The organism is Parcubacteria group bacterium, assembly GCA_016204045.1.
Taxonomy (GTDB): domain Bacteria; phylum Patescibacteriota; class Minisyncoccia; order Phycocordibacterales; family UBA2135; genus JACQLQ01.
Genome location: JACQLQ010000004.1, coordinates 114,523 through 135,355, shown reverse-complemented (window position 1 = coordinate 135,355; position 20,833 = coordinate 114,523). Strand labels below are relative to the sequence as shown.

The window sequence follows — 20,833 nt, the reverse complement described above, 5'->3', positions numbered from 1 at the left end:
GCGGCAGCCAAATTGACACCCGCAATATTTACAGATAGTTTTATGAAAGAAGAAAAGGGGAGTTGACACCGTGAGCGTAACCCACATCGTCGCTTCAGAGCTCAGGGGAGCTGATACTGACCACCCATGCAAGGTTGGCACAACGTATGTGTTGGCAATTACCGTTACGCCAGCACCTGACAGAGTAACGTCTGAAACATTTGATGGGGCAGTCGTTGTGCACGGGTCTGGCGTAACTATTGAGCCTCACTACCAAGAGATGAAGGTTGGCGAAAAGGTAGCTTCTCTCGAATGTCGAGTGACCCCCGACAGAGAGGGCAAGTTCGTTCTCGTGGTTGATTTTCTGTGCAACGGAAGTTGGGTATTGCGTCGGACACACTCGGGAGAGAGTGTCGCCTAAGAGTTTTCGTAGTTAAGCGAGCCCGTCGATTCTACATCGACGGCTTTTTTGTTTTGAGAAAAGGAGAACTTGACATTTCTCTATTTTCATTGCTAACATATTCTCCAGTTGTTCGCTGACACTTGCCGGAGAGGGAGCATGAAGGGACTTCAGCTGCGCTCTCTTTCGGGGGAGCTACACAAAGTCGAGCCTGCGTACGCGAGTAAGCCGGCTCATGCGATTACTGGTGCGAAGGAGAAGTTGGGCTCATGGGCCCAGTCTCTGGAGAGGGATTTCGAGAGAGCATTTGCATTCCCCGATGATTGCTCCAGGTTGCCGCTCGAGGCTTTTGCTGGACTGTCCTTTGATGAGCTCTGCAAGATCTATTACTCGAGCATCTTCATGATGGACACCTCGGTCGATAAGTTTTTCGAAACGAGTGCCCAACACGAAGTCGTGCGCAAGATTAAAAGCTCAATGTGGCGATGGGGTTGTGGCACTGGCACATGGAACGGTGTTGTGGATGTATATAATGGCATCCGCGCATTCTCGCTCGGCCTCCCCGATTTCGAGATTAGACTCGACTACACGACGTACTTTAACGAGTTTGGTCGGGGCAAGTACAGTCGCGTCTACCTCGATGGAGTCTTTGCCTTTCTCGTCTACTACAAGCGTAGGCACGTGATGACGATCAGCTTCTCGATTATGGAGAAGCGGCAACTGCTGATTCAGCAAGTGCAGTTGATCAACCGCACGGGCAACCGTTGGCTCTATCGGTTTCCTCGAAATCGGCTAGAGTTTGTCATTGGGCTCTTCAAAAAGTATTTTTCTGGATTTGGTCTCTGGGTCATCGACGGCAAGTCGCTGGTCAAGAAGACTCTGGCGGATTATCGTCGCGGACTGCGGAGCGCTGAACGTGTGCGAGAGCCGGAGGAGTGCCGCGGTATCAAGGAGAAGATTGCGCACCTCGAAGGAGACAAGCGGCGCCTCGCGTCTTTCTACCGCAATGTTGGAGGCTACGCCTTCGCCTTCGGCGCGTCGAGGAAAATAAATGGGATCATGCATCGAAAGATCCGTTCTGGTTCATCTGTGCAATGTGCAGTATAGACCGCCGCCGCCCTTCGCAAGACCGGCGGCTTTTTTATTTTTTAAGATGAGGATACGTACGATTGAAGTAGTGTTTGACATAATACCATTTGTATGTTAGTTTGCATTGAGTTGCCGCATGCAAGAGGACGGACCAAAGTGACGCAACTGTCGAAGGCTCCATCGAACAGGTCGCGGGTGCGCGTAAAGGCGGCCCCACACACCGACGTATTTCCCACTTCCGCCCAATACATCGGGAAGGAAGGATTCTACATTAACCCCTACGAGGAATCGGGTGTTGTGGCATCACATGTTGTCCAGTTCGATGACGGAGTTGTGATTTCAGTAGCAGCGTTCGAGCTCGAAGTCTTGAGCGAAGAAGAAGTGGTCTTGAGCGCCCTGAAGAAGGGGTGCTCTATCCGCTATGTTTTCCTCGACGGCCTGGTGGCGGTCTATGAGAAGGACGGTTCACCGTCAAAGACGACTCGTTGCTCGATTCATACATTCCTCGCCCTCCGCGAACAAAAGAAGATTTACCAAACCGCGGGGCGGGCTACAGTCTATGGGGGGAACTACGTCTACGACGAATACAAGATCACACCAAGTCTGAAGGATTTGATGGGAACGTATATCGGGTTGGCCCCTACGGACGAATCAGCTCTCGTGTTGGGAGAAATAGAGATTACGATAGACGAGAAGACGGTCAAGATAAGGATGGCAACTGGTCTGACTGTTCAAGAGGAAGAGGTCGCCGCTGACCAACTTGAAGCGATGACTCATGAAGAAGCGATCTCTTTATACGAGGATGGGGCTCCAGAGAATCACGTGGCTAGGACAGTTGGTTTCAAGCCTAAAGGTGGGGTAAACGGTGTAGGGTTTTTCTTCACTCTTGATCCAGCAGAGGGGGAATTCGGGCTCATTGTTCGGGGTGGTTTGGCAGACTTACTTGGACCGACTGTGCTTTTTGCTCCAAGTCATGTCGCAGCTGGGCTCCATGAAAAGGCGTTTGCGGAGATGGAAAAAGCTGCCGGAATGATTGGTGCACTGCCGCGCCTTAGCAACGCAGGCAAGGCCCCTAAGGAATCGTAAAATAATTGTGATGTCTTTGCCGCATGGTTTACCCAGCGGCTTTTTTGTTAGAGGCACTTACGCTATTTTTAAATGTTATTCACAGCATACAGTGTGCTTAATAAAGAAGAGCGTATAATGGGATTATTAACAGCCTTACTATCTTTATGACAAATACAAACAAAGTAGGAATTGTGTTTGGTGCTCTGCTTGGTGGTTGGCACCTCATGTGGTCGCTTTTGGTTTTATCGGGATTTGCGCAGGTGATTTGGGATTTTATCCTTTGGGCGCACATGATTCACATGGAGATTATAGTTGGTCCGTTTGATGCGACAGCAGCGGTGACGTTGGTGGTGGCGACCTCAATCATGGGCTATGTCATCGGCTATATAGGAGCTTTGGTGTGGAACCGCATACACGGTTAGTTCTGCCGAGTATGGCTCAACCGCATTGTCTCTGCCACGTCTGTCTCACTAGCAACAAACATGGCGCGCGGTAATCATGATATGATAAACATCATGCGTCCCTGGATTAAGGCAGTGTTCATTATAGTAGTGGTTGGTGCCACTGGGCTCACGGCAATGGCACTTGGGTTTTCATATTTGCCAACATCCACCGAAATTGCCCAGAAGTTTATTACTGCTAATCCTGTAGACCTTTCCCAAATTGCCGCCTTTTCGCAATATCGCAGTTGTGCTGGCCACGATTTCCGACACCCAACTGTTGGAACCGGCGAGCGTGAAAAAACGCCGCGCTCCATGAAGCATTATGTGAAGGCAAGGCCAGAGTATCGCGGCACACTGGAGAAGGTTTCCGTATTTGCGCCGTTTGATGGTGAGATTTCTCTTGTCGATAATGACTTGGGTGGTCCCGGGGACCAGCAGATTTGGCTGGCTCCCGATACGCATAGCCCCGTGAGTCCGCGGCGGTGGCAGTTCGTATTCTTTCATATCAATCTCGACCCCTCGTTGCATCGGGGATCGCGCGTAACTGCCGGACAAAAAATCGGCACGGCTAATTTGGCTCGTGGCCCCGAACGTGCAACCGACAACTTCGACATCGGCATGAAGTTCACCCGGCCACTGCACCAACCAATGGTAGACGAGGTGTTTACCCACATGACGCCACACATTCTTGCGGAGTATGCGCGCTATGGCATTACCCCCGCAACATTGGCTATTGCCGAGGACTATCGCGATAGGCATGACTGCCCGGTCTTGCCTAAAGAGCAAAATGGTCCGGGTCAAGACCCCGACACAATCTACTTCCCGTCGTCATCAGGCGCTACGGAGTATATTTTTCTTAAAGCAGATTAGAAGAGTTGATTTTTGATCCACATAGATAATTGTTTTGCCCCTCCATATATATGGAACAAATGAATGAAAAGAGGTTCTCTTTGGTGAAGCGCGCGAAGAGCTTCACTCACGCGGGGAGGGGATTGTGGTTGTTTTTGAAAACCACGCACAATGCATGGGTTCATGCGTTTGTCTCTCTCTTTGTGGTTTCCCTGGGATTTTATTTTCACATCACAACCACAGAGTGGGCGCTCCTGGTTCTTGCGTGCGGGCTGGTCTTTGTCGCCGAGGCGTTTAACACGGCAATCGAAATAGATATGGACCTGACCTCTCCGGAATTCCACCCATACGCAAGGGACACGAAAGATGTTGCCGCAGGCGCCGTACTCGTCTCTGCTCTCGTGGCCGTCGTCATTGGGGTTTTGGTTTTTGGGCACTACATAGTCACTGCGTTCGCGTGAAGTCATTGATTGACAAAACTACATTTTTGTGATTTACTCTCAAAGGTTCTGCCTTGCGAAAGGGGCGCCATGTCAGCGAACACCAGACCTCGTGTTGTTCTCGTCAATCGATGCTTCTTGGGACGCGATGACGGCACGTGGCTCATTATCAAGCGGTCGCTAAAAGATAAGAATAATCCTGGGAAATGGGAAGTTGCCGGTGGCAAGGTGGATGTAGGGCAAGATCTTTCCCACGCGCAAGAACGCGAAGTGATGGAAGAAACCGGGTACCTCGTCGAACCGACAGAGCGACAGGTGTTCGTAGACAGCTTCGTGATTGGTGCGGGGCAGTACAAGGGTTTGCCCTACGTCGTCATATTCAGTATCACTCGGCTTGTCGGTGGCACCCTCGCCTTGAGCGAAGAGCACACCGACCACGCATGGGTTACGTACGCTGAGATGCTTACCTATGACCTCACGTCTGAAGTCAGAAAGGCGGCCATTGTGCTCGAGTCGCGTCTCAACACGTCTCCCAAGGAGACGACATCAGAGGTGTGGACGACAGATGGCTGGGGGCGCGTTCTCGTGAAGAGTGTTCCTGTAATCAGGGTTCGGGTGGTCAGGCAACACAGACTAAAAGTCCCCGGGTTCTTTGAGCGCGTTAAGGGACACTCCTTTAGAGTGATCCACAAGCGCGAGGGTGGATATGATGTCGATCTCTCCCCACTTGGCGTCCAGGAGATGGGGTTCGTGTATGCTGATGAGGTGGAGGAGATTCCGCCTAAGAGCTGATATGCGAAATTGATAGAGATAATCGAGTCCGTGCCGCATGGTTTTGCCCAGCGGTTTTTTTGTTAACAAGAAGCGCGGGTAGAGGAGCGATACGAAAAATAGTATAATGAATATATGGAAATGAATTCTAGAGATCGGTATCCGGAAGAAGATGTGAACAAAGAGTCGATAGACCACCTTATCGAACACCGTACACCATGGCTCATCTTCGGACTCCTTGGAGGCGTTCTCGCTACCCTGATCGTTGCGAAGTACGAAGCGATCCTTTCTGCAGACGTGCGACTCGCATTTTTCATCCCCATCATTGTGTATTTGAGTGATGCGCTAGGAACGCAGACCGAGACCATCTATGTGCGTGCACTCGCCGAAAAAAAGAAGTTTAGTCTCACGAAATACGTGCTCAAAGAGTGCGCCGTCGGGTTCGGGCTCGGCATTATTTCCGCCGTTTCACTCGGAGTCTTCTCTGTTGTTTGGCTCGAATCGTACGCCATTGGCTTAACGGTGGGGCTCACCATGCTTATCAACCTTTCTATCGCCCCGCTTCTCGCACTCTTTATTCCGAACATACTCTATAGGCGGCACATCGACCCAGCATTGGGGTCCGGGCCCACTGCCACCATCATCCAAGATCTCATTAGTCTTCTCGTTTACTTCCTCGTCGCCAGCTTCATTATTTTTTAGTCAGTTTTTTACGCAGAGAGCATCTCGTCAGTGACTGCGTCGTTATGATATTGTAGATGTATGCTTGAACAATTTCGTTCTGAAACAATGGAGGGTCTCCCTCTTCCCCACGACCGCACATTTATTGAAAGGGCGAAAGTGGCATTGGCGAGCTATGGCATAGAAGATGAATCCGGCCGAGGTGGAAGCGAAGGCTCGTATCGTCTCAAGCCCGACTCTCCGGCATATGCGGCCTTTCTCGATTTCCTCGCGCAAGAGTTCGATGCAATCGATAGACGTTTCGATGAACCTTTGGGTGAGACAAAATCAATGCGCCCCGACTCAAGGGAGGTCATACGAACACTCCGCGACTATCTCAAAGGAAGAGCAGCAGGGGACGTTGCGCCCTTGCCGCCAGAGGTCGCTCGGGTTTTCGAAGGGAATAACCTCGAAGCGTTTAAAGACGAGATATATGCGCGTCACAACACTCGGGGGATTGCATACAATGTAGACTTATCTCGGGGGAGAGATGAGCGTCCGTGGGAGATTGCTCTTGAACGACGATACGTCGAAGGGCGTGAAGACGCGCTCAAAGTGCTTGATAGCGGCTTCATAAAATTCAACGTTAACAACGGCACCATTACACTCGAGCTCATCGAGTGGCCTACAGAAAATATTCACACTGGTTTAAAATAATACAACATGCCTACTATACCCAAACGAAATCTCATTCAGTATTTTACGAAGAACCTCATTGTCGTCGTCGCGCTCGTTTTAATCTGGCGGGGCATTTGGTATGGTCTCGATTGGCTAGACGGTGCCCTTTTTGATGGTGTGCATATCTATACCGTCATAGGTGGCATTGCACTTGGTCTCGCCCTCCTCTACATACCCGACAAGGACTTGAAGGAAATAGAAAAGCTTTAAGATAGTGATGAGCGAAACAACACCACTACGCCGACTTGCCATCGGCGTTTTTTCGTGGTAGTACGAGGACAGAAGCGTCGTTGACATACGAACGATCGCAAAGGAAAGGTGGTACCGCATGCCGTGCGATATCGGATATAGAAGTGTTACTAAGGTCACAATTCCAGCGCCGCAGCCGCAAGTATTTACTGAAAAGGCAAAGGCCCTTGATATCGATGCAGACCTCTTGGAAAAGCTCGGTATAGAAGATTCGACATTCTTGGAATGGATTACTGGTAATGAGATAGACGTCGAGTCGCTTCTCACTGAGGCGCTTAAGCGCGCCCTTGCGAAAGTGGACGGTGGAGGTCTCGATTTCACCGTAAATGCGCAAGGGATGCTTGAGGCGAAGGGGAGCTTTACCTCTGCTCGCGAAAAAGCGCGGCTGAGTGAACGAAGCTCGGCTGTTTCCAATCGTTGGCAATTCGAGATTCTCGGCATTGTGGCAGAACTTCTCGATTACACGGTGACGATTACGCAAAAAGGCGAAGAGCTTGTGCTCGAAGCCGAAGAGGCAGGGAAATCACACCCCTCTGACTACATCAAGATCACGCGACGGGGCGATGTCTCCGAGATTGTCTTCGAACACTTCAAGTCACGCAAGGCGCTCGATCTCGCAACAGCAAAGTTTCTGGCGCTTGCGGCTCGGCTCGGAGTGAAGCTTGTCCTTGGGAAGCGCGCAATCAAGCAGGGCGATCCCTTCCCGGGCGAAACTCGTGACAAGCACGGCCACACGGAGAGCCACCAACACGGCCATGGCCATCGTCATGACCACTAAGGAGAAGCCGATGAAAGACAAGACCGCCGCCCCAGTGCTTCCCAAGGTGCCCCCGTGGTTTACGGCGGGAGTGCTCGACAAGTTCAATCGTGGTGTATCGTCTATCTCCTCGGTCTTCTTGTTGCACGGTGACATCAATTGCCTCGTGCCAAACCCAGAAGTAGAAGATGAGCCGCGGTATCCGTATATTCCACTTCACGAGTTCTTCAAGCGCTTGTTGAGCGCGCAAGAGATGGTGATTTTCTACGACATCGCGACAGGTCTTCGTTTTCTCACCCCTGACATGGAAAGGGAGTTTCGCAAGGTCGCGGGGCTCCAAAGTGAGGAAGACGCGGCAAAAGCCGCGAAAGACGCCGTTGCCGCCGCGAAGGCTGGGCTTGCCGCAAAGCGGCAACTCCCTCGCGAACCGGAGCTGTGCTTGCCCCTCATTGAGAAAGTGCTCAAAGATATGGAGCGCGTTGCCGTGGTTATCGAATCAGCACATCTTATTGTGCCCGAGTCGACAGGTGGAGCGCTTCTCGCTGCGGAGCGGACGCATATTGCACGACTTCGTGCGTGGGCGCAGGATTCTCGCGTAAAGAAGCGGAGCAATATCGTATTGCTTCTTACTGATCTCGCGACCAAGGTCTCCGGTGAGTTGCGTCAGTCATCAGCCAGAATTAGTAGCGTCTTTATTCCGAAGCCGACGGCCGAGGAGCGCAGATGCTATATCGAACGCCAGGCGTATGGTCTGCCAGAAGAGCAGGAGATTGAAGCCCAGTTGAGCGCGTTGAAGAAGAAGCTTCCGCGTGCCAAGGGTAGCGCGAAGAGTGAGACAACAGAGGAGATTGAAGGGCTAGAGGAACGCCTGCAAGAGTTTCCTCCGCACTTTGAAGTCCCCGAAGATTTTGATCTCAACGCATTCGTTAACGCGACACAAGGCCTGAGCTTGCGGCAGATCCTCGAGGTCTTCCGTACTGCCGCGCAGGCGAAACGTCCAATTGACCTTTCTTTCGTAAAGGCGAGGAAGAACGAAATCTTGAATGCCGAATATGGGTCAGTGATGGAAATCGTCGAACCGCAGTGGAGCCTCAATGAGATCGGCGGCTTGGAGAAAGTAAAGAGATACTTTGCGAACGTGATCGATGCTATCACCAGGAACGAGATACGTCTCATTCCACAGGGCGTTACCCTTATGGGTCCCCCAGGCACGGGCAAGACTGCTTTGGGTCAGGCTCTCGCCAAGGGCGCTCGTTTCAACTTCGTTAGAATGAAAAACGCGCGGTCAATGTGGGTGGGGCAGTCCGAAGAACGGACCGAGCTTCAGATCCAAGGGCTGTGGGCGCTTGCGCCAGTCATCGTCATGAACGATGAGGTAGACTTGGGAGAGGCAAACCGCGATTCGCCAAAGGGCGACTCCGGTGTCTCGGAACGCATTATGCGCGCGTGGATGGAGTTCCTTTCTGATCCGAAGATTCGCGGGCGTATCCTCATGATCAACTGTACCAACAGGCCCGATCGCATGGATGCCGCGCTGAAGCGGAGCGGTCGGAGCGATGATCGTATTGCGCTTTTGATGCCAACAGAGGTGGAGATCGCCTCGATCTTTACGGTCATGTTTCGCCGATACGATATTCCGAATTCGGTAACCAATTTTGCCCCCTTCGCCGCAATGGTCAAGGGGCGCTCCGGAGCTGATGTTGAAGCGATTACGCTCAAGGCATTCAAGTTTGCGGGTGAGATGCGCAAGGACAAGGTTGATGATGAGGCACTTCGGGCATCGATCGAGGACTTCATTCCTTCGGCGAGTCAAACAGAGATTGACCTCATGACACTTCTTGCGATTTCAGAGTCTTCTTCTCGCAGACTCTTGCCCGAAAATGCGAGAGAGATTATCGAGGATATTAAGGAGCGCGACTTGGTTCCGGGTGGAGCCGAGATCATTGCGCAAATCGAGGCGCGGAATATCGTCAACGGTGGCGAAGCCGTTGCTGTCGCCTAACGTTCTTTATCGTCATACGCCTCGGCATATTCATGCCGAGGCTTTTTCTTTTGGCATTATTGACAATGGAGCATCCTTCCGTTATGGTGAGGGCAGTTTCTACACAAGATCCTTGAAAGGAGGATCTCCCATGGGTGGTAGCGGCGACTTCTATGGTCGTGACGTAACTAGCAAAGCGCTTCGTACAGCAAGTGGATTTACGAGCGTTGCAGAGAGAGACCTTTCCCAGGCGAGAGTTGACCCATCGTTCTTGCCAAAAAATCGCAGACTCGTGTGCAGTGCGCGAAGCCCTCTGGTCTATGCCTTTGATGTGACTGGGTCCATGGGTAGACTGCCCAAGATCATCTACGACAAGTGGCCAGGCATTGTTGGTCAGATTGTAGCGCGTGACTATCTTCGGGAACCCGAGATGAGTCTGTCCGCGGTTGGTGACATCACCTGGGATAATGCCCCGCTCCAAATGGCAGACTTTTCCGCCTTACGGAACCTCGATAAGTACTTCAAGAAAATTTACTTTGAGGGCGGTGGTGGCGGTCAACACAGGGAGTCGTATGAAGTGGTCGCGTATTACTATGCATACCTCTTTGACATGCCGAACGCCGAAGTGCCCATTTTCCTCTTCACGGGAGATGAGGGATTCTATCCGCAACTTTATGGTGCGGATCTTAGCGAACATTTTGGTGGAGAGCACCAGGATACGACCGCGAACAAGGTGTTTGCTGATCTTGTGAAGAAATTTAAGGGTAATGCGTTGCTCATTCATCGGCATTATCCAAACGAATTGGATGCTCGCATTGTGAGCGAATGGCGCGAAGCTCTTGGTAGGGATAGGGTGATCCTACTCCCGAAGGGCGACGATGGCGACCTTGCCATTGGCGACGTCACGCTCGGGGTCTACGCTATCGTCTCGGGCGCGCGAACTCTTGCCGAGTACCTGGAAGATATGCGGACACGGCCACTCAACTTGGGACAAGATGTTGTCTACGAACCACAGTCGCCTGAACGCATTCGCCAGGTCGCGGCAGCACTTGAGCCGCTAAAGAACTTCAAGCCAATCAAGGCTGCGCGTTCGACCTCAGATGAAGACCCGCCCAAAGATACCGGGACGAAGAAAAAGAAAAAGCCAGGCGCTAAGGGCAAGGATGAGGGTAACAAAGACCAGAGCTGGAAGCTCTAACACACACATAGAAGCTAGAGAGATAGCACACTGCAGGCGACGCATCGCTTGCGGTTTTTTATTGCAATACTTAAACACATAGACATTGACATGAGTGCAATATATGTGGTATTCCTTGTGCAGATAGTCCGTGGTAGGGGAGACATTGCCCATGCTCATCTCTAGCTTACCGCCCGTACACCAGAGTGAACTTTTGCGATCGATTGTTGCGAATCCGATTGTTGAAGCAGTTCGATACAACACAGGAGTAGAGTCTGTATGCGGCCCATATGGGGCACTGGAGCGCATTCAAGCGCTTGCAAAGCCGCTCAATAAGCCTTTCTATGTTGATTTGAAGGGTAGACAACTCCGCATTATCGAATGGGCTGTGGTGCCCGATAGCCCGATTATCCTCAACCACGGTATTTCGGTAGAATTGCCAGCAACAGTATATTTGCGTGGCGATCAGCCGTGTGAACTCCGTGAGGTGCGGCGTGGTAATGAGCTCTTTGTAGACTCCAAACCGAAATTCGTCGGCAAGGGGCAGTCAGTGAACATACTCGCCAAGAGACTTACGATTGAGGGCGGTCTTCTTCCTCTCGACCACGAATATATCAAAGCGGCACTGGAACAGGGGATTAGGCGGTTCATGCTTTCTTTTATCGAAAGCAGGGATGATGTTCGTGAACTCGAAGAAGCCATCGAGCGGCATTCTCGAGGAGCGGTGTCTCTTGAAGAATGCGAAATTGTATTGAAGATCGAATCACAAGCGGGAGTTGAGTTCGTGCGCGGGCTTGAGCAAAAGCATTTCTCAAACGGCAGTCCGTATCGACTGATGGCTGCGCGCGATGATTTGATGATTCAGATTGGTGTGGGGAAAATGGTCGGTGCACTCCGCGAGATTGCAGAGAAAGATCCGCGCGCGATCTGTGCCTCACGCCTTCTCCTGGGACTTGATGGGGGAGGAGTCTCTATGGCGGATATTTCCGACATTGAGTTGATGCGTATACTGGGCTTCAAGCACTTCATGCTGTGCGATGAGATTTCTCGCGAGCATTCAAAAGAAGCGCTTGCCTTTTGGCAGGAATATACGACCGCCAATCCGATCTGATACATAGAAGTAACAACCTGGGACGACCCCCCAGGTTTTTTGTTGACTCACACCAGCCTTTGGGTTGTAACATAGTGTATACTTGACACTTACTCTCTTCCTGATACGATACCAAGTAGACACCACGTGTAGAGAGCGAGCGACCCCTAGAGACCAGTTTTGACACGGGTCGACAAGCGATGTACACTGCTGGTGGCGCCGAAACACAAGACAGTGATTTCCGGCGAAAAAGCTCTTTCACAAGGAGACCGCCCGTGAGAACTAAAGGCACATTCTCTATGGCCGACTATACTTCGAGAGCCGCTGTGGCGAAAAAGCTTGGCTCGGTAACATTTGAGGGCGAACAGCGCGCCAAACAAGGCAAAGGCCTCGATTCTCTTGTGGACCCCAAAGAGCGGGGTGTCATCCGCGAAGCGAACAACCTTCTCGTGCCCGTACCCGGGAGCGATGAATTTGAGCTCAAGTTCGGTGTCGCGATACCCGTCGAGACGGATGTCGATACGACTGGCTCAATGGGTGGCAACGTGGAGATTGCTTTCAAGGTGCAGCCCAAGGTGCAGAATCTGCTCATACAGGGTGGGAATGCAGTATTGCGCCGTTATCACGCACAGTTGTGCACCGGCGTCGTGCAGGACCGTGTTGATCAATTTCCCTACCAGCGTTCCATGTTCGAGCCAGACAATGAAGTCGAACGGCAGATGGGGCTCTTGGTTCCCGAGAGAAGTGGTGGGGATTCCACCGAAGATTATCAGCTCGGACTTTTTGCAGCAGCACATCTCACCAGGGCAGCAATTACCGAGTACGGGCTTCGTGGCTACTACTTCTCGGTAGGCGATGAGATTGGGCGCGATTCATTCGATGGGCGAGTGCTTGAGCAGGTCTTCGGACCATCAGTCCTCGAAAAGGCATTTGGTAAGGGTTCACCCCAGTCATTGCCTTCGACGGTTGAAGTCGCGAAGAAGTTGCTCCGAAACTGGCATGGCTTTTTCCTGCAGGTTGGAAACAATCGCTACACCGCAGAGTGGTGGTCGAAGGTCCTCGGCGAGGAACGTGTTATTCGGTTGCCAAAGACAGAAGACCTTGCCGAAGTACAGGCCGTCATCATCGGACTCACCGAAGGTGTACTCGATCTTCAGAGCGCAGTCGACTTCCTCAAGGAAGCTAAAGTCACAGCTTCCGAAGCGAAGCGTATCGTCGAGGCATGTTCTGGAATTCCCATTGGTCTTCAGACTACGCTTCCGAATTTCGACAAGATTCCTATGGCGGGTGCCACGTTTGCGAGCCGCGAGGACATCTGGCCGATCGGGACAAAGGGTTCTCCTCCGCGTTCAAAGTCAAAGGACAAGAAGCCGGCCCCCAAAGGTAAAGAGAAGCCGGATTGGAAACTATAATGTCTCCAAGCCAGGGCGGCCCACAGGACCGCCCTGTTTTCTAAACACGAAACGAAAGGAGGAGCCGCGATGACGAGAAAAGCGTTTATAGTGACAGGACTCGGGTATGGAGATGAAGGCAAGGGTACTACGACGCACTGGTTGTCGCGCAAGCACAAAGCGCACACAGTGATTCGCACAGGCGGGCCGCAAGCCCTGCATCACGTGGTGTGTAGAGATGGCAGAGAGCACGTCTTCTCGCAGTTTGGCTCCGGCACATTTGAGGGTGCAGGTACGCATCTCTCGAAGCATATGCTCGTCGATCCGGCTGCGATACTTAAAGAAGAAGAATGGTTGCGAGAGAAGAGTGGTGTTCGCGGTGCATTGGACATCATGACCATTCACGAAGACGCTCTTGTCATCACTCCATTTCAAGCCATTGCCGGCCGTGTCCGCGAACTCATGCGTGGCCAGGGGCGACGCGGCTCTGTCGGTATTGGTGTCGGCGAGACGGTGCTTGACTCCGAAGTCTTGAACGATGGAGCTATTAGGATCAAGGATTTGCATAACACTGATCTGCTACGAGAGAAATTGGAAGCCATTCAGCGCTGCAAATGGACGGAGTTCGAGGAATTTGCGGATCGCGCAAGCACTGTTCCACCCGATGTGCGCCATCGTGTCCTTGCCGAACTTGCAGACATGGAAGATTCCGATACCGTCGAGTGGGCAGTCGAACGCTTCGGTGACCTTGTGGGGCAGGTGCGCATTGTCGACGATACATACGTGGCAGAAAAGATACTTGGTAGAGAGGGGACAGTAGTCTTTGAGGGTTCTCAAGGAGTACTCCTCGATCGGTATCAGGGCTTTCATCCGCATACGACGAAAGTGCGCACGATTCCCCAAATGGCGCAGAGCATCTTGCGCGAATGCGACTATGATGGAGCTGTGCAAAGTTTGGGCATTCTCCGCGCCTATCACACGCGGCACGGCGGAGGTCCATTTGTCACTGAAGCGTCCGAGCTTGCATTAGAGTTGCCAGATGCCGTCAACAAAGAACACCCATGGCAGGGCAACTTCCGTGTCGGACATTTCGACATGTTGGCCGCCCGCTACGCGTTGGAAGCATGCGGTCCCGGAGCAATCGATGACCTCGTCATTACATGTCTCGATCGGATATGGAGCAGGGGATCATGGCAGGTGTGCGACGCGTATGATATTGTCGACAACGTGCCAGATGCAGAGCATCTTCTGAAGATCGATCGAGGAATCGTCACGGGGATTAAGGCTCGGAAAGACGCTGAAGGGGCAGAGCACCTTCAGCGCCAAGAAAAGCTTGGCCAGGCACTTCTCAAGTGCAGACCGAAACTTACGACGCATGTCATTCCCTCTGGGAATGCGAAGGAGTCGTTCATTGATCTTTGCGTTTCTACAATACAAAAAAATCTTGGTGTTCCCGTCGCTGCCGTGTCTATCGGTCCGACGGAACAAGATAAAATAGATATTACAAAAGGGCAGTGAGATACTCACTGCCCTTATTTATTTACTATATAACTGTTTTCAATTGGGGTAGAAATACCCGGGAGATAAAGAGCTTTGTTGCAAGTCGTCTGTATCCCGAATCCCAAAACGTGCTTTCCGGGTTGGGTCCGATACTACCCTGGTTCACCTTCCCAAGTCTCCGCGGGAAGAACCGCCCATATCCTTTGTGGAGCAAGCGGTATTGCAGGACTTCTCGCTCCATTTCATCGAGCCAGAATGTTCGAATACTACGTCCATCAGACATCTTGTCTATGGAGCGCAGGAACCCAGGAAGCAGTCTGGTATAGAGTTCTCGGACTGCCGATTCTTCTCCGAGCCACACGCTCCCCAAAAGCAGGTGTACCCAAGTACTGTCACCAAGAAGGACATCGGGGTCCGGTAAGTCACGTATGTGAAGACTTCCTTTTCGAGCCTCAAGCCAGAATTGGACGACCTTACCGTCTATGTTTCGCCCGGTAAAGAGTTCCCCAAGCACACGTCGCACTTTTCCGAGCTCGCTCTCCAAGACGCCGGGTCGCACGAAGACTGCGGCATCGAGATCAGCATTCTTCTTGGCGTAGCCTTTGAGGCGCGAACCAAAGAAGATTGCCACTGGATAGAAAAGCCGCGAGAGCTCTGGGTCAGATGCGATCCGTGAAGTGACATTGTCGAATGTTCTAAGGTCAGAGGCAAGAGCACCCGCCCCCGAGAATGGAGCGTCCAATCTCGGCAAGGCGAACCCGAACTTCTGCAGGTCTCCTTCGGTGACGAATCCAAGGTGTGCCCAATGTGCGAGTAGACTCTCTAGTTCATCAGAGAAATCCGAGACGTTCGGCATGTCTACCCTGATATGCGCACCGAATTTTACACAAAGGCCTAGCGCCCGCTCTCTCTCGGTGTCCGCCAGCGCTTCTACTGCCAGGCGTACTCCGCGCATTGCGGTGAGACATATCACTTTGTTGGTGTGGGACAAAAGTTTTGCCAGATCCTCCCATACGATGCTGTTTCTCGAGAACGCCTCCGCAATGCGTGTAGCGTAGTTCGAGATAAGTGCATCCTCTCGGTCAGATCGTTCCCATGTGACTCGTGCCCCAGGCATGCCTCGCGAACGGTCGAGCGCTTCGCGCATGTCGAGTTTCTTCAGATCGAAGGCAATTGCGTCGGGTAAGCCCTTTAAGGAAGTAAGATGGTCTGGTTCTTTCTTGGCCGTAGCCTTAAGCACGGGTTCCAATGCGGAAAGCGCCTCCACAATACTCTCTTTCAGGATGTCGCTTGAAGTACTGTCCTTAAGTGCCGTCACTTCATCGGGGGAGATAAGTCCCTTGCGCATGAGTTGCGGGATGAGGTGTGCCGCCTTCGAGACTCTGGGTTGTCCGTTCGGGGCGAGTGCTGGCTCGAGGATGTTGCCGTCATCAAAGTTGGCTCGTACGTGTGTCTCCTCAAGTAACTCTCGCCAAGAGCGCATGTAGGAATCTACAAACAATTTCGCAGATGTGCGGAGTAGATTGGAAGCTGGGTTCCAACCTGCGTGGGGGAGGAGCTCAAACGGGAGATACAACACGAGCCGACGATGATTCGGATCAATGTCTAGGAACTCCGTGAGAAGCCGATAGAGCTCTGCTACCGCGTCTGCCCCGACGATTCTCATTTCAATAGCCGCGGCAATATCCATACGTGAATCGGGTAGCTGTTTGTACAGCGTGTCGAGTGCCGTACATAGCTTCTGTCGAAGTTCAGAGTGCAGGACCAAATCGGGATCGTTCAGTATGTCTTGGGGCCAGGGGGATTCCACGCTCCTTGCGAAGAGCGTTTCCACGGCTGGCCCGATCAGGACGGTCTTGGGGGAGGGCTCTGCCATTGGGAACCTCATTTGTTAAGGCTTGGTGTTTTTATAGGACTGACGTCTAACACATTAAATAATACTTTAGTTGCTTTGTAAACCCCCTTTAGGAGCACCCAAAACCACAATAAATCTTTGACAAATCAGTTTTAATAGGTTACAATTTTAGAAGAGTTGCGGAATGGACTCCGCAATCAAAAACAGGAGGAACCATGACACCTTTGGGCGTCATTATCACGATGATCGGCGTGGCTGCAGTCGCACTTATTTTGTGGGCCTTGTGGCTCTCCATCAAGCATCCTGGTCGAGGTCGATCGGGCTCATCGGATGGATTCATTTACACGAGCGCAGTTGGCGACAGCTCAAGTTGCACCACCGATGGTGGCGGCGGATGCAGTGGCGACTAATGCCTAAGGTGAGGAGCTAAGCCATGGGACTTCCACAAGGATGGGATGGGATCTTTTACGGACTCGAGACGAACGGAGACATGTTGTTTGATCTCGAGCCGGAAGCACTCATTGCGGAGTTGCTTAAGTATCCCAAACAAGCGGCATTTCTTGTCGCCGGTGCGATTACGGATCTTTTCATCCACGATCCAAATTCCGAAAAAGCGATTGAGCTCGTGCGGCTTGCTTGTACACATCCGAGCTTGGGAAAGTTTCCATGGCTCGTGTTGGCATATAATGCAACCGTGGTACGTTTCACTGATGCCAGAAAGTCAGTTGAACCTGAGGCTGCCACAGTAATGAGAAGTGGCATCTACGATATCGTTCAGCGGACTTTCAACGACGTATCTCTCAAGGAGGCATTGCAGGAGCAAGCTGCAGTCCAAGGAGGTGGAGCATGAGTCCAGGGGATCAAGTGGTATTCTCCCTCATCATGGCTATGGCAGTCGTCGTTGGTATGGTCTCTATCTGGGGGTATTGGATCTGGATTGGTAAGGATGGCTATATGCTTATCGAACGCCCTGGTTTCTTCCGATTCTGGTTTGTCATCACACCGCGGTATTTCCTCGGCATGAAGACGGGGATGGAGAATACAACGAGATAAGTTTTGTACACACCCACGCTATGCGTGGGTTTTTGCTACAATAAAATCAAAATATTGACACAGAGTGAAAAATGTTATAAAAAGCAAAAGGACGTAACGCGTAACTAGTGAGGTGGTAATGGGACTCTTTAACGTTCTAGCACTACTCCTTGTCGTCACAGCCGTCTTGAGCTATGTGAACTATGCGTACATAAAGCTCCCCAAGACTCTGGGGCTCATGTTGATCTCCCTCGTCTTCTCAATGTCATTGGCGGCGCTGGATCTCTTGGGGCTCGAGTTCATTCCGGAGATGGCAAGGAATGCTGTGGGTGCTATCGATTTCAGTGAAGCAATCTTAAAGATCGTACTTTGTTTCCTCTTGTTTGCCGGAGCATTGCACATCAACCTAAACGCATTCTTTGAGCAGCGCTGGGCGATTGGTGTGCTCTCAACCGTGAGCGTCTGCATTTCAGCCGCGATCATCGGCGTTGGGGCGTACTTTCTTTTCCCACTTTTCGGATTCGAGATTCCGTTCGTGGCGTGCTTCCTTTTTGGAGCGCTCATCTCGCCCACTGATCCGATCGCAGTCTTGGCGCTTCTCAAGCATTCGAAAATGCCCGATGATAGCATTCGGATGAAGATTGCCGGCGAGTCGCTCTTGAACGACGGAGCCGGCATTGTGCTCTTCTTGGTCTTTTTCGGGGTTTTCATGGGGACTGCGACTTTCTCGGTTGATTATGTGCTTACGACGCTACTCCGCGAGTCGTTCGGCGGCATCATTTACGGTCTTGCCATCGGCTGGATTGCCTTCCAATTCATTAAGCGCGTCGACAATTACCACATTGAGATTTTGATGTCGCTTGCACTTGTCGCGGGAGGCTACGCACTTGCGAATCTGCTTCATGTGTCTGGACCGCTTGCGATTGTGACTGCCGGACTTTTCATTGGCAACCATGGTCGCAACTTCGGCATGTCAGATGAGACACGTGCACATCTCGACCTCTTTTGGGAGGTGATCGATGACATGTTGAATGCCGCACTCTTTGTACTCGTCGGCCTCCAGGCGCTTCTCTTGAACGTTAAGCTCGGGTATATCCTCGCCGGTTTGTCGGCGATACCACTCGTGCTTTCGGCACGATTCCTCTCTGTCTGGGCCGCTTCTGTGCTCACAGGAGTAGTGAAGAAGTTTAGCGAACATGCAGTGCTCATTCTCACATGGGGAGGGCTGCGCGGCGGCGTCTCATTTGCGCTTGCCTTGGCGCTCCCACACGGAGAGGTGAGGGATGCCCTCATCATCATTACCTACGTCGTGGTGATCTTCTCAATTGTTCAGGGGTTGAGCATGGGGACGCTTCTCAAGTTCTTAAGGGTTTGATTATCTCCCGCAGCCATTCGTGGCTCGCGGGTTTTTTATTACGACGAGCGAGGAGCGCGATGAAAACACGTTTTCATCGCGTCCGAGCGAAGTCGTATCAAAGGTTACTACCGCATGGCTTGCCGCACGCGGGGTACGAGTCCCGCCTGCCGCAGGCAGGCGAGTGAGTTCCGACAATACCTCAGGACTTACCCCGAGGAACCTTTATTTTCCACCAACAAAAATGCCACCCTTGGGGGGTGGCAGCCTCTTTAATCGAAACATTGGCTATGGCCAGAATGTTTTTTGGTCGTAACCGAGAGTCCCCGTCGGGAGACCGAGATAGATTTCTGCGTTCCAGAAAGCCGACGCGGTCATTGATTCTCCCAAGTCGGATCCCTTGCCGTCGGGGGTCGGTAGTGTGGTTTTACCTACCCCATCGATGCCGGGTATTTGCTTCCAAACCGCAAAAAGTTTCTCGCGGGCATTCGCCGGGTTCAATCCAAGTGCGTAATACAGGATGACCACAGCATCTGTCCAGCTGTGGCTCGAGTCAGGACCGCATTGCGCAGCGGTAGCGACGAGCTCATGCGGCGTCAGTACCCCTTTCTGAAACTCGGTGAGGATTGTGTCGCGAAAGACCTGCCACATCGGAAGGCGATGCTTCCGTGCGTGTGCTTGTATGCGTTGGCCGATTAGTCTCGACTCCAAATTTCTTTTGGGGGCAGGGCCACGATATTGGTCCAGATCAATTCCCAAAGCAGGGGCATTATTTGGCTTCTTCGATCCGCCGAAGAGGTTCATGTCTATGCGCTCCGCTGGTTGGTTCCGAAGTTACACTACCATATTATATTGATTTTGTCTAGTCCTACATAGTAATTAAAAAACCGCCCAGCTATGAAGCGGGACGGCACACTACTTACTTCTCTTTGCGACCCGACAAGGCACCAGATGCGGGTGCGCGAGGAGTTATTTCCTTCTCAGGCAATTTGGCGAGGTCGAGTGGGAACTTGGAGTCATCGTAACGGGAATCAAGAAGCGTACTTTCAATCTTAAAACGCTGTACGTGGAATCCCGCCGCCTTCAGTTTGGCGACAAGGGCTAGCATTCTCGTCTCAATGTCAGAATATGAAATGCTTCGCCCGGTACAGAATGAGTCATTTTTCGAGCGTCTCGGCGTATCCCTTTTGCGCTTTTGCATGAGCAGTGTAGCCACACGAAACTCATATGGCTTGCACACCTCGATGAAGTGCTCGAGCTTCCTACCGAAGACGGGATTTATTGTGATGTGCGCTTCGTAATAATGGCGTCCACGGCGGCGGTTCTCGACCTTGGTCGTCGTGTCTGCAAGTAATTGGTCAAGATCCCAACCTTCGTTTCGCGCTATGGAGACGAGAACGAACTGAATGTCGCCCGTCTGCGCTTGAATGTTCAGACGAGTAGGTTCTTTTCGGAGTGACTCGACTTGGGAGAGGAGTACTGCGACAAGCTGGTCCAAGGGTCGGTTGCCGAAGTAGGTTTCGTCAACAGCCTGCGCCCTCGCTATTGTCTCTGGCTTCATTGGGATTCCGCGAGTTGATCTCCCACTGTTGTACACTCACGGTTGTAAGAAGTCAAAGTGTATGCGGCTATGGACATTGTGTTGGAATGCCCTATACAATCAGACGAGCTCGAGCACGGGGGGTGGCATGGAGGGGGAGTTCAAGGTTGGGGACATCCTCATTTGTGATCCCGAACTCCCGCGCATCTTACTCGGGGGTTGCAACTTAAGGCACAATACAGACTATCGCGTTGTGAGCATTGTCCCTGATTTACACGCAGAGGATGGTGAACTAATTGAGATTGAAGAGGTGGAGGGTGACGGTCCTCTCGAGATCCCATACCTCCCAAGCTTGTTCATAAAGAAGGTGGTGCATTAAGTAAAGGGCCTATCATAAGGTCCTTTTTATATAAAGACGTTATTGACAGATATAAGTATTTTATGCTATAATTAAACGAGCTAGGAGGAGG

General features: G+C 51.8%; 23 protein-coding genes. 20 read left to right on the top strand and 3 right to left on the bottom strand.

Annotated features, from left to right (window positions below; all coding sequences use genetic code 11):
- Window positions 1-70 precede the first annotated feature (70 nt).
- The 16 genes from HY455_03165 to HY455_03090 all read left to right on the top strand — a co-directional run bounded on the left by HY455_03165 (window position 71) and on the right by HY455_03090 (window position 14,600).
- Complete coding sequence (locus tag HY455_03165; GenBank protein MBI4118507.1) at window positions 71-400, top strand: hypothetical protein; 330 nt, start codon at window positions 71-73, stop codon at window positions 398-400.
- Window positions 401-538: 138 nt separating this feature from the next.
- Window positions 539-1,486, top strand: a complete 948-nt coding sequence (locus tag HY455_03160) for a hypothetical protein (GenBank protein MBI4118506.1) — start codon at window positions 539-541, stop codon at window positions 1,484-1,486.
- Between the two features lie 93 nt (window positions 1,487-1,579).
- The gene (locus HY455_03155) at window positions 1,580-2,554 is read left to right on the top strand and encodes a hypothetical protein (GenBank protein MBI4118505.1); all 975 of its coding nucleotides are present in this window, start codon (window positions 1,580-1,582) and stop codon (window positions 2,552-2,554) included.
- Between the two features lie 146 nt (window positions 2,555-2,700).
- A complete protein-coding gene (locus tag HY455_03150; GenBank protein ID MBI4118504.1) occupies window positions 2,701-2,958 on the top strand; it encodes a hypothetical protein in 258 nt (85 codons plus the stop codon).
- A 60-nt stretch (window positions 2,959-3,018) separates the two neighbouring features.
- A complete protein-coding gene (locus HY455_03145) occupies window positions 3,019-3,849 on the top strand; it encodes a hypothetical protein (GenBank protein MBI4118503.1) in 831 nt (276 codons plus the stop codon).
- 59 nt (window positions 3,850-3,908) lie between these two features.
- Window positions 3,909-4,289 carry a diacylglycerol kinase family protein gene (locus HY455_03140; GenBank protein MBI4118502.1) on the top strand — a complete coding sequence of 127 codons (381 nt, stop codon included), beginning with the start codon at window positions 3,909-3,911 and terminating at the stop codon, window positions 4,287-4,289.
- A gap of 69 nt (window positions 4,290-4,358) precedes the next feature.
- Entirely contained in the window at window positions 4,359-5,060 is a 702-nt protein-coding gene (locus HY455_03135) for an NUDIX domain-containing protein (protein ID MBI4118501.1), read from the top strand.
- A 114-nt stretch (window positions 5,061-5,174) separates the two neighbouring features.
- Window positions 5,175-5,741: a magnesium transporter gene (locus tag HY455_03130; GenBank protein ID MBI4118500.1), complete on the top strand. Its 567-nt coding sequence runs from the start codon at window positions 5,175-5,177 to the stop codon at window positions 5,739-5,741.
- A 60-nt stretch (window positions 5,742-5,801) separates the two neighbouring features.
- Complete coding sequence (locus HY455_03125; protein MBI4118499.1) at window positions 5,802-6,416, top strand: hypothetical protein; 615 nt, start codon at window positions 5,802-5,804, stop codon at window positions 6,414-6,416.
- 6 nt (window positions 6,417-6,422) lie between these two features.
- The gene (locus HY455_03120; GenBank protein MBI4118498.1) at window positions 6,423-6,647 is read left to right on the top strand and encodes a hypothetical protein; all 225 of its coding nucleotides are present in this window, start codon (window positions 6,423-6,425) and stop codon (window positions 6,645-6,647) included.
- 118 nt (window positions 6,648-6,765) lie between these two features.
- Window positions 6,766-7,464: a hypothetical protein gene (locus tag HY455_03115; protein MBI4118497.1), complete on the top strand. Its 699-nt coding sequence runs from the start codon at window positions 6,766-6,768 to the stop codon at window positions 7,462-7,464.
- Window positions 7,442-9,445: an ATP-binding protein gene (locus tag HY455_03110; GenBank protein ID MBI4118496.1), complete on the top strand. Its 2,004-nt coding sequence runs from the start codon at window positions 7,442-7,444 to the stop codon at window positions 9,443-9,445. The genes HY455_03115 and HY455_03110 overlap by 23 nt, the downstream gene beginning before the upstream one ends.
- A complete protein-coding gene (locus HY455_03105; protein ID MBI4118495.1) occupies window positions 9,420-10,622 on the top strand; it encodes a hypothetical protein in 1,203 nt (400 codons plus the stop codon). The genes HY455_03110 and HY455_03105 overlap by 26 nt, the downstream gene beginning before the upstream one ends.
- A gap of 151 nt (window positions 10,623-10,773) precedes the next feature.
- Complete coding sequence (locus tag HY455_03100) at window positions 10,774-11,712, top strand: hypothetical protein (protein ID MBI4118494.1); 939 nt, start codon at window positions 10,774-10,776, stop codon at window positions 11,710-11,712.
- Between the two features lie 278 nt (window positions 11,713-11,990).
- Complete coding sequence (locus tag HY455_03095) at window positions 11,991-13,103, top strand: hypothetical protein (GenBank protein MBI4118493.1); 1,113 nt, start codon at window positions 11,991-11,993, stop codon at window positions 13,101-13,103.
- A 69-nt stretch (window positions 13,104-13,172) separates the two neighbouring features.
- The gene (locus HY455_03090) at window positions 13,173-14,600 is read left to right on the top strand and encodes an adenylosuccinate synthetase (protein MBI4118492.1); all 1,428 of its coding nucleotides are present in this window, start codon (window positions 13,173-13,175) and stop codon (window positions 14,598-14,600) included.
- Between the two features lie 25 nt (window positions 14,601-14,625).
- Here HY455_03090 and HY455_03085 read toward each other — a convergent pair whose 3' ends face one another.
- Complete coding sequence (locus HY455_03085) at window positions 14,626-16,458, bottom strand: hypothetical protein (protein ID MBI4118491.1); 1,833 nt, start codon at window positions 16,456-16,458, stop codon at window positions 14,626-14,628.
- Window positions 16,459-16,870: 412 nt separating this feature from the next.
- Here HY455_03085 and HY455_03080 point away from each other — a divergent pair, with 412 nt between their 5' ends.
- The 3 genes from HY455_03080 to HY455_03070 all read left to right on the top strand — a co-directional run bounded on the left by HY455_03080 (window position 16,871) and on the right by HY455_03070 (window position 18,844).
- A complete protein-coding gene (locus HY455_03080; protein ID MBI4118490.1) occupies window positions 16,871-17,287 on the top strand; it encodes a hypothetical protein in 417 nt (138 codons plus the stop codon).
- A complete protein-coding gene (locus HY455_03075; GenBank protein ID MBI4118489.1) occupies window positions 17,284-17,490 on the top strand; it encodes a hypothetical protein in 207 nt (68 codons plus the stop codon). The genes HY455_03080 and HY455_03075 overlap by 4 nt, the downstream gene beginning before the upstream one ends.
- 118 nt (window positions 17,491-17,608) lie before the next feature.
- Window positions 17,609-18,844, top strand: a complete 1,236-nt coding sequence (locus HY455_03070) for a sodium:proton antiporter (GenBank protein MBI4118488.1) — start codon at window positions 17,609-17,611, stop codon at window positions 18,842-18,844.
- A 267-nt stretch (window positions 18,845-19,111) separates the two neighbouring features.
- Here HY455_03070 and HY455_03065 read toward each other — a convergent pair whose 3' ends face one another.
- Both HY455_03065 and HY455_03060 read right to left on the bottom strand, forming a co-directional pair.
- Window positions 19,112-19,627 carry a hypothetical protein gene (locus HY455_03065; GenBank protein MBI4118487.1) on the bottom strand — a complete coding sequence of 172 codons (516 nt, stop codon included), beginning with the start codon at window positions 19,625-19,627 and terminating at the stop codon, window positions 19,112-19,114.
- A 115-nt stretch (window positions 19,628-19,742) separates the two neighbouring features.
- On the bottom strand, window positions 19,743-20,384 hold the full coding sequence (locus HY455_03060; GenBank protein ID MBI4118486.1) for a hypothetical protein: 642 nt from the start codon (window positions 20,382-20,384) through the stop codon (window positions 19,743-19,745).
- Between the two features lie 61 nt (window positions 20,385-20,445).
- Here HY455_03060 and HY455_03055 point away from each other — a divergent pair, with 61 nt between their 5' ends.
- On the top strand, window positions 20,446-20,742 hold the full coding sequence (locus HY455_03055; protein ID MBI4118485.1) for a hypothetical protein: 297 nt from the start codon (window positions 20,446-20,448) through the stop codon (window positions 20,740-20,742).
- Window positions 20,743-20,833 lie beyond the last annotated feature (91 nt).

Excerpts from the sequence above, each read along its gene's own strand:
- HY455_03160 (MBI4118506.1), top strand. The coding sequence starts at position 539 with ATGAAGGGACTTCAGCTGCGCTCTCTTTCGGGGGAGCTACACAAAGTC.
- HY455_03070 (MBI4118488.1), top strand. The coding sequence starts at position 17,609 with ATGGGACTCTTTAACGTTCTAGCACTACTCCTTGTCGTCACAGCCGTC.
- HY455_03110 (MBI4118496.1), top strand. The coding sequence starts at position 7,442 with ATGGCCATCGTCATGACCACTAAGGAGAAGCCGATGAAAGACAAGACC.
- HY455_03075 (MBI4118489.1), top strand. The coding sequence starts at position 17,284 with ATGAGTCCAGGGGATCAAGTGGTATTCTCCCTCATCATGGCTATGGCA.
- HY455_03100 (MBI4118494.1), top strand. The coding sequence starts at position 10,774 with ATGCTCATCTCTAGCTTACCGCCCGTACACCAGAGTGAACTTTTGCGA.
- HY455_03065 (MBI4118487.1), bottom strand. The coding sequence starts at position 19,627 with ATGAACCTCTTCGGCGGATCGAAGAAGCCAAATAATGCCCCTGCTTTG.
- HY455_03115 (MBI4118497.1), top strand. The coding sequence starts at position 6,766 with ATGCCGTGCGATATCGGATATAGAAGTGTTACTAAGGTCACAATTCCA.
- HY455_03055 (MBI4118485.1), top strand. The coding sequence starts at position 20,446 with ATGCGGCTATGGACATTGTGTTGGAATGCCCTATACAATCAGACGAGC.
- HY455_03120 (MBI4118498.1), top strand. The coding sequence starts at position 6,423 with ATGCCTACTATACCCAAACGAAATCTCATTCAGTATTTTACGAAGAAC.
- HY455_03125 (MBI4118499.1), top strand. The coding sequence starts at position 5,802 with ATGCTTGAACAATTTCGTTCTGAAACAATGGAGGGTCTCCCTCTTCCC.
- HY455_03155 (MBI4118505.1), top strand. The coding sequence starts at position 1,580 with ATGTTAGTTTGCATTGAGTTGCCGCATGCAAGAGGACGGACCAAAGTG.
- HY455_03150 (MBI4118504.1), top strand. The coding sequence starts at position 2,701 with ATGACAAATACAAACAAAGTAGGAATTGTGTTTGGTGCTCTGCTTGGT.
- HY455_03145 (MBI4118503.1), top strand. The coding sequence starts at position 3,019 with ATGGCGCGCGGTAATCATGATATGATAAACATCATGCGTCCCTGGATT.
- HY455_03135 (MBI4118501.1), top strand. The coding sequence starts at position 4,359 with ATGTCAGCGAACACCAGACCTCGTGTTGTTCTCGTCAATCGATGCTTC.
- HY455_03090 (MBI4118492.1), top strand. The coding sequence starts at position 13,173 with ATGACGAGAAAAGCGTTTATAGTGACAGGACTCGGGTATGGAGATGAA.
- HY455_03060 (MBI4118486.1), bottom strand. The coding sequence starts at position 20,384 with ATGAAGCCAGAGACAATAGCGAGGGCGCAGGCTGTTGACGAAACCTAC.
- HY455_03130 (MBI4118500.1), top strand. The coding sequence starts at position 5,175 with ATGGAAATGAATTCTAGAGATCGGTATCCGGAAGAAGATGTGAACAAA.
- HY455_03140 (MBI4118502.1), top strand. The coding sequence starts at position 3,909 with ATGAATGAAAAGAGGTTCTCTTTGGTGAAGCGCGCGAAGAGCTTCACT.
- HY455_03080 (MBI4118490.1), top strand. The coding sequence starts at position 16,871 with ATGGGACTTCCACAAGGATGGGATGGGATCTTTTACGGACTCGAGACG.
- HY455_03085 (MBI4118491.1), bottom strand. The coding sequence starts at position 16,458 with ATGGCAGAGCCCTCCCCCAAGACCGTCCTGATCGGGCCAGCCGTGGAA.
- HY455_03095 (MBI4118493.1), top strand. The coding sequence starts at position 11,991 with ATGGCCGACTATACTTCGAGAGCCGCTGTGGCGAAAAAGCTTGGCTCG.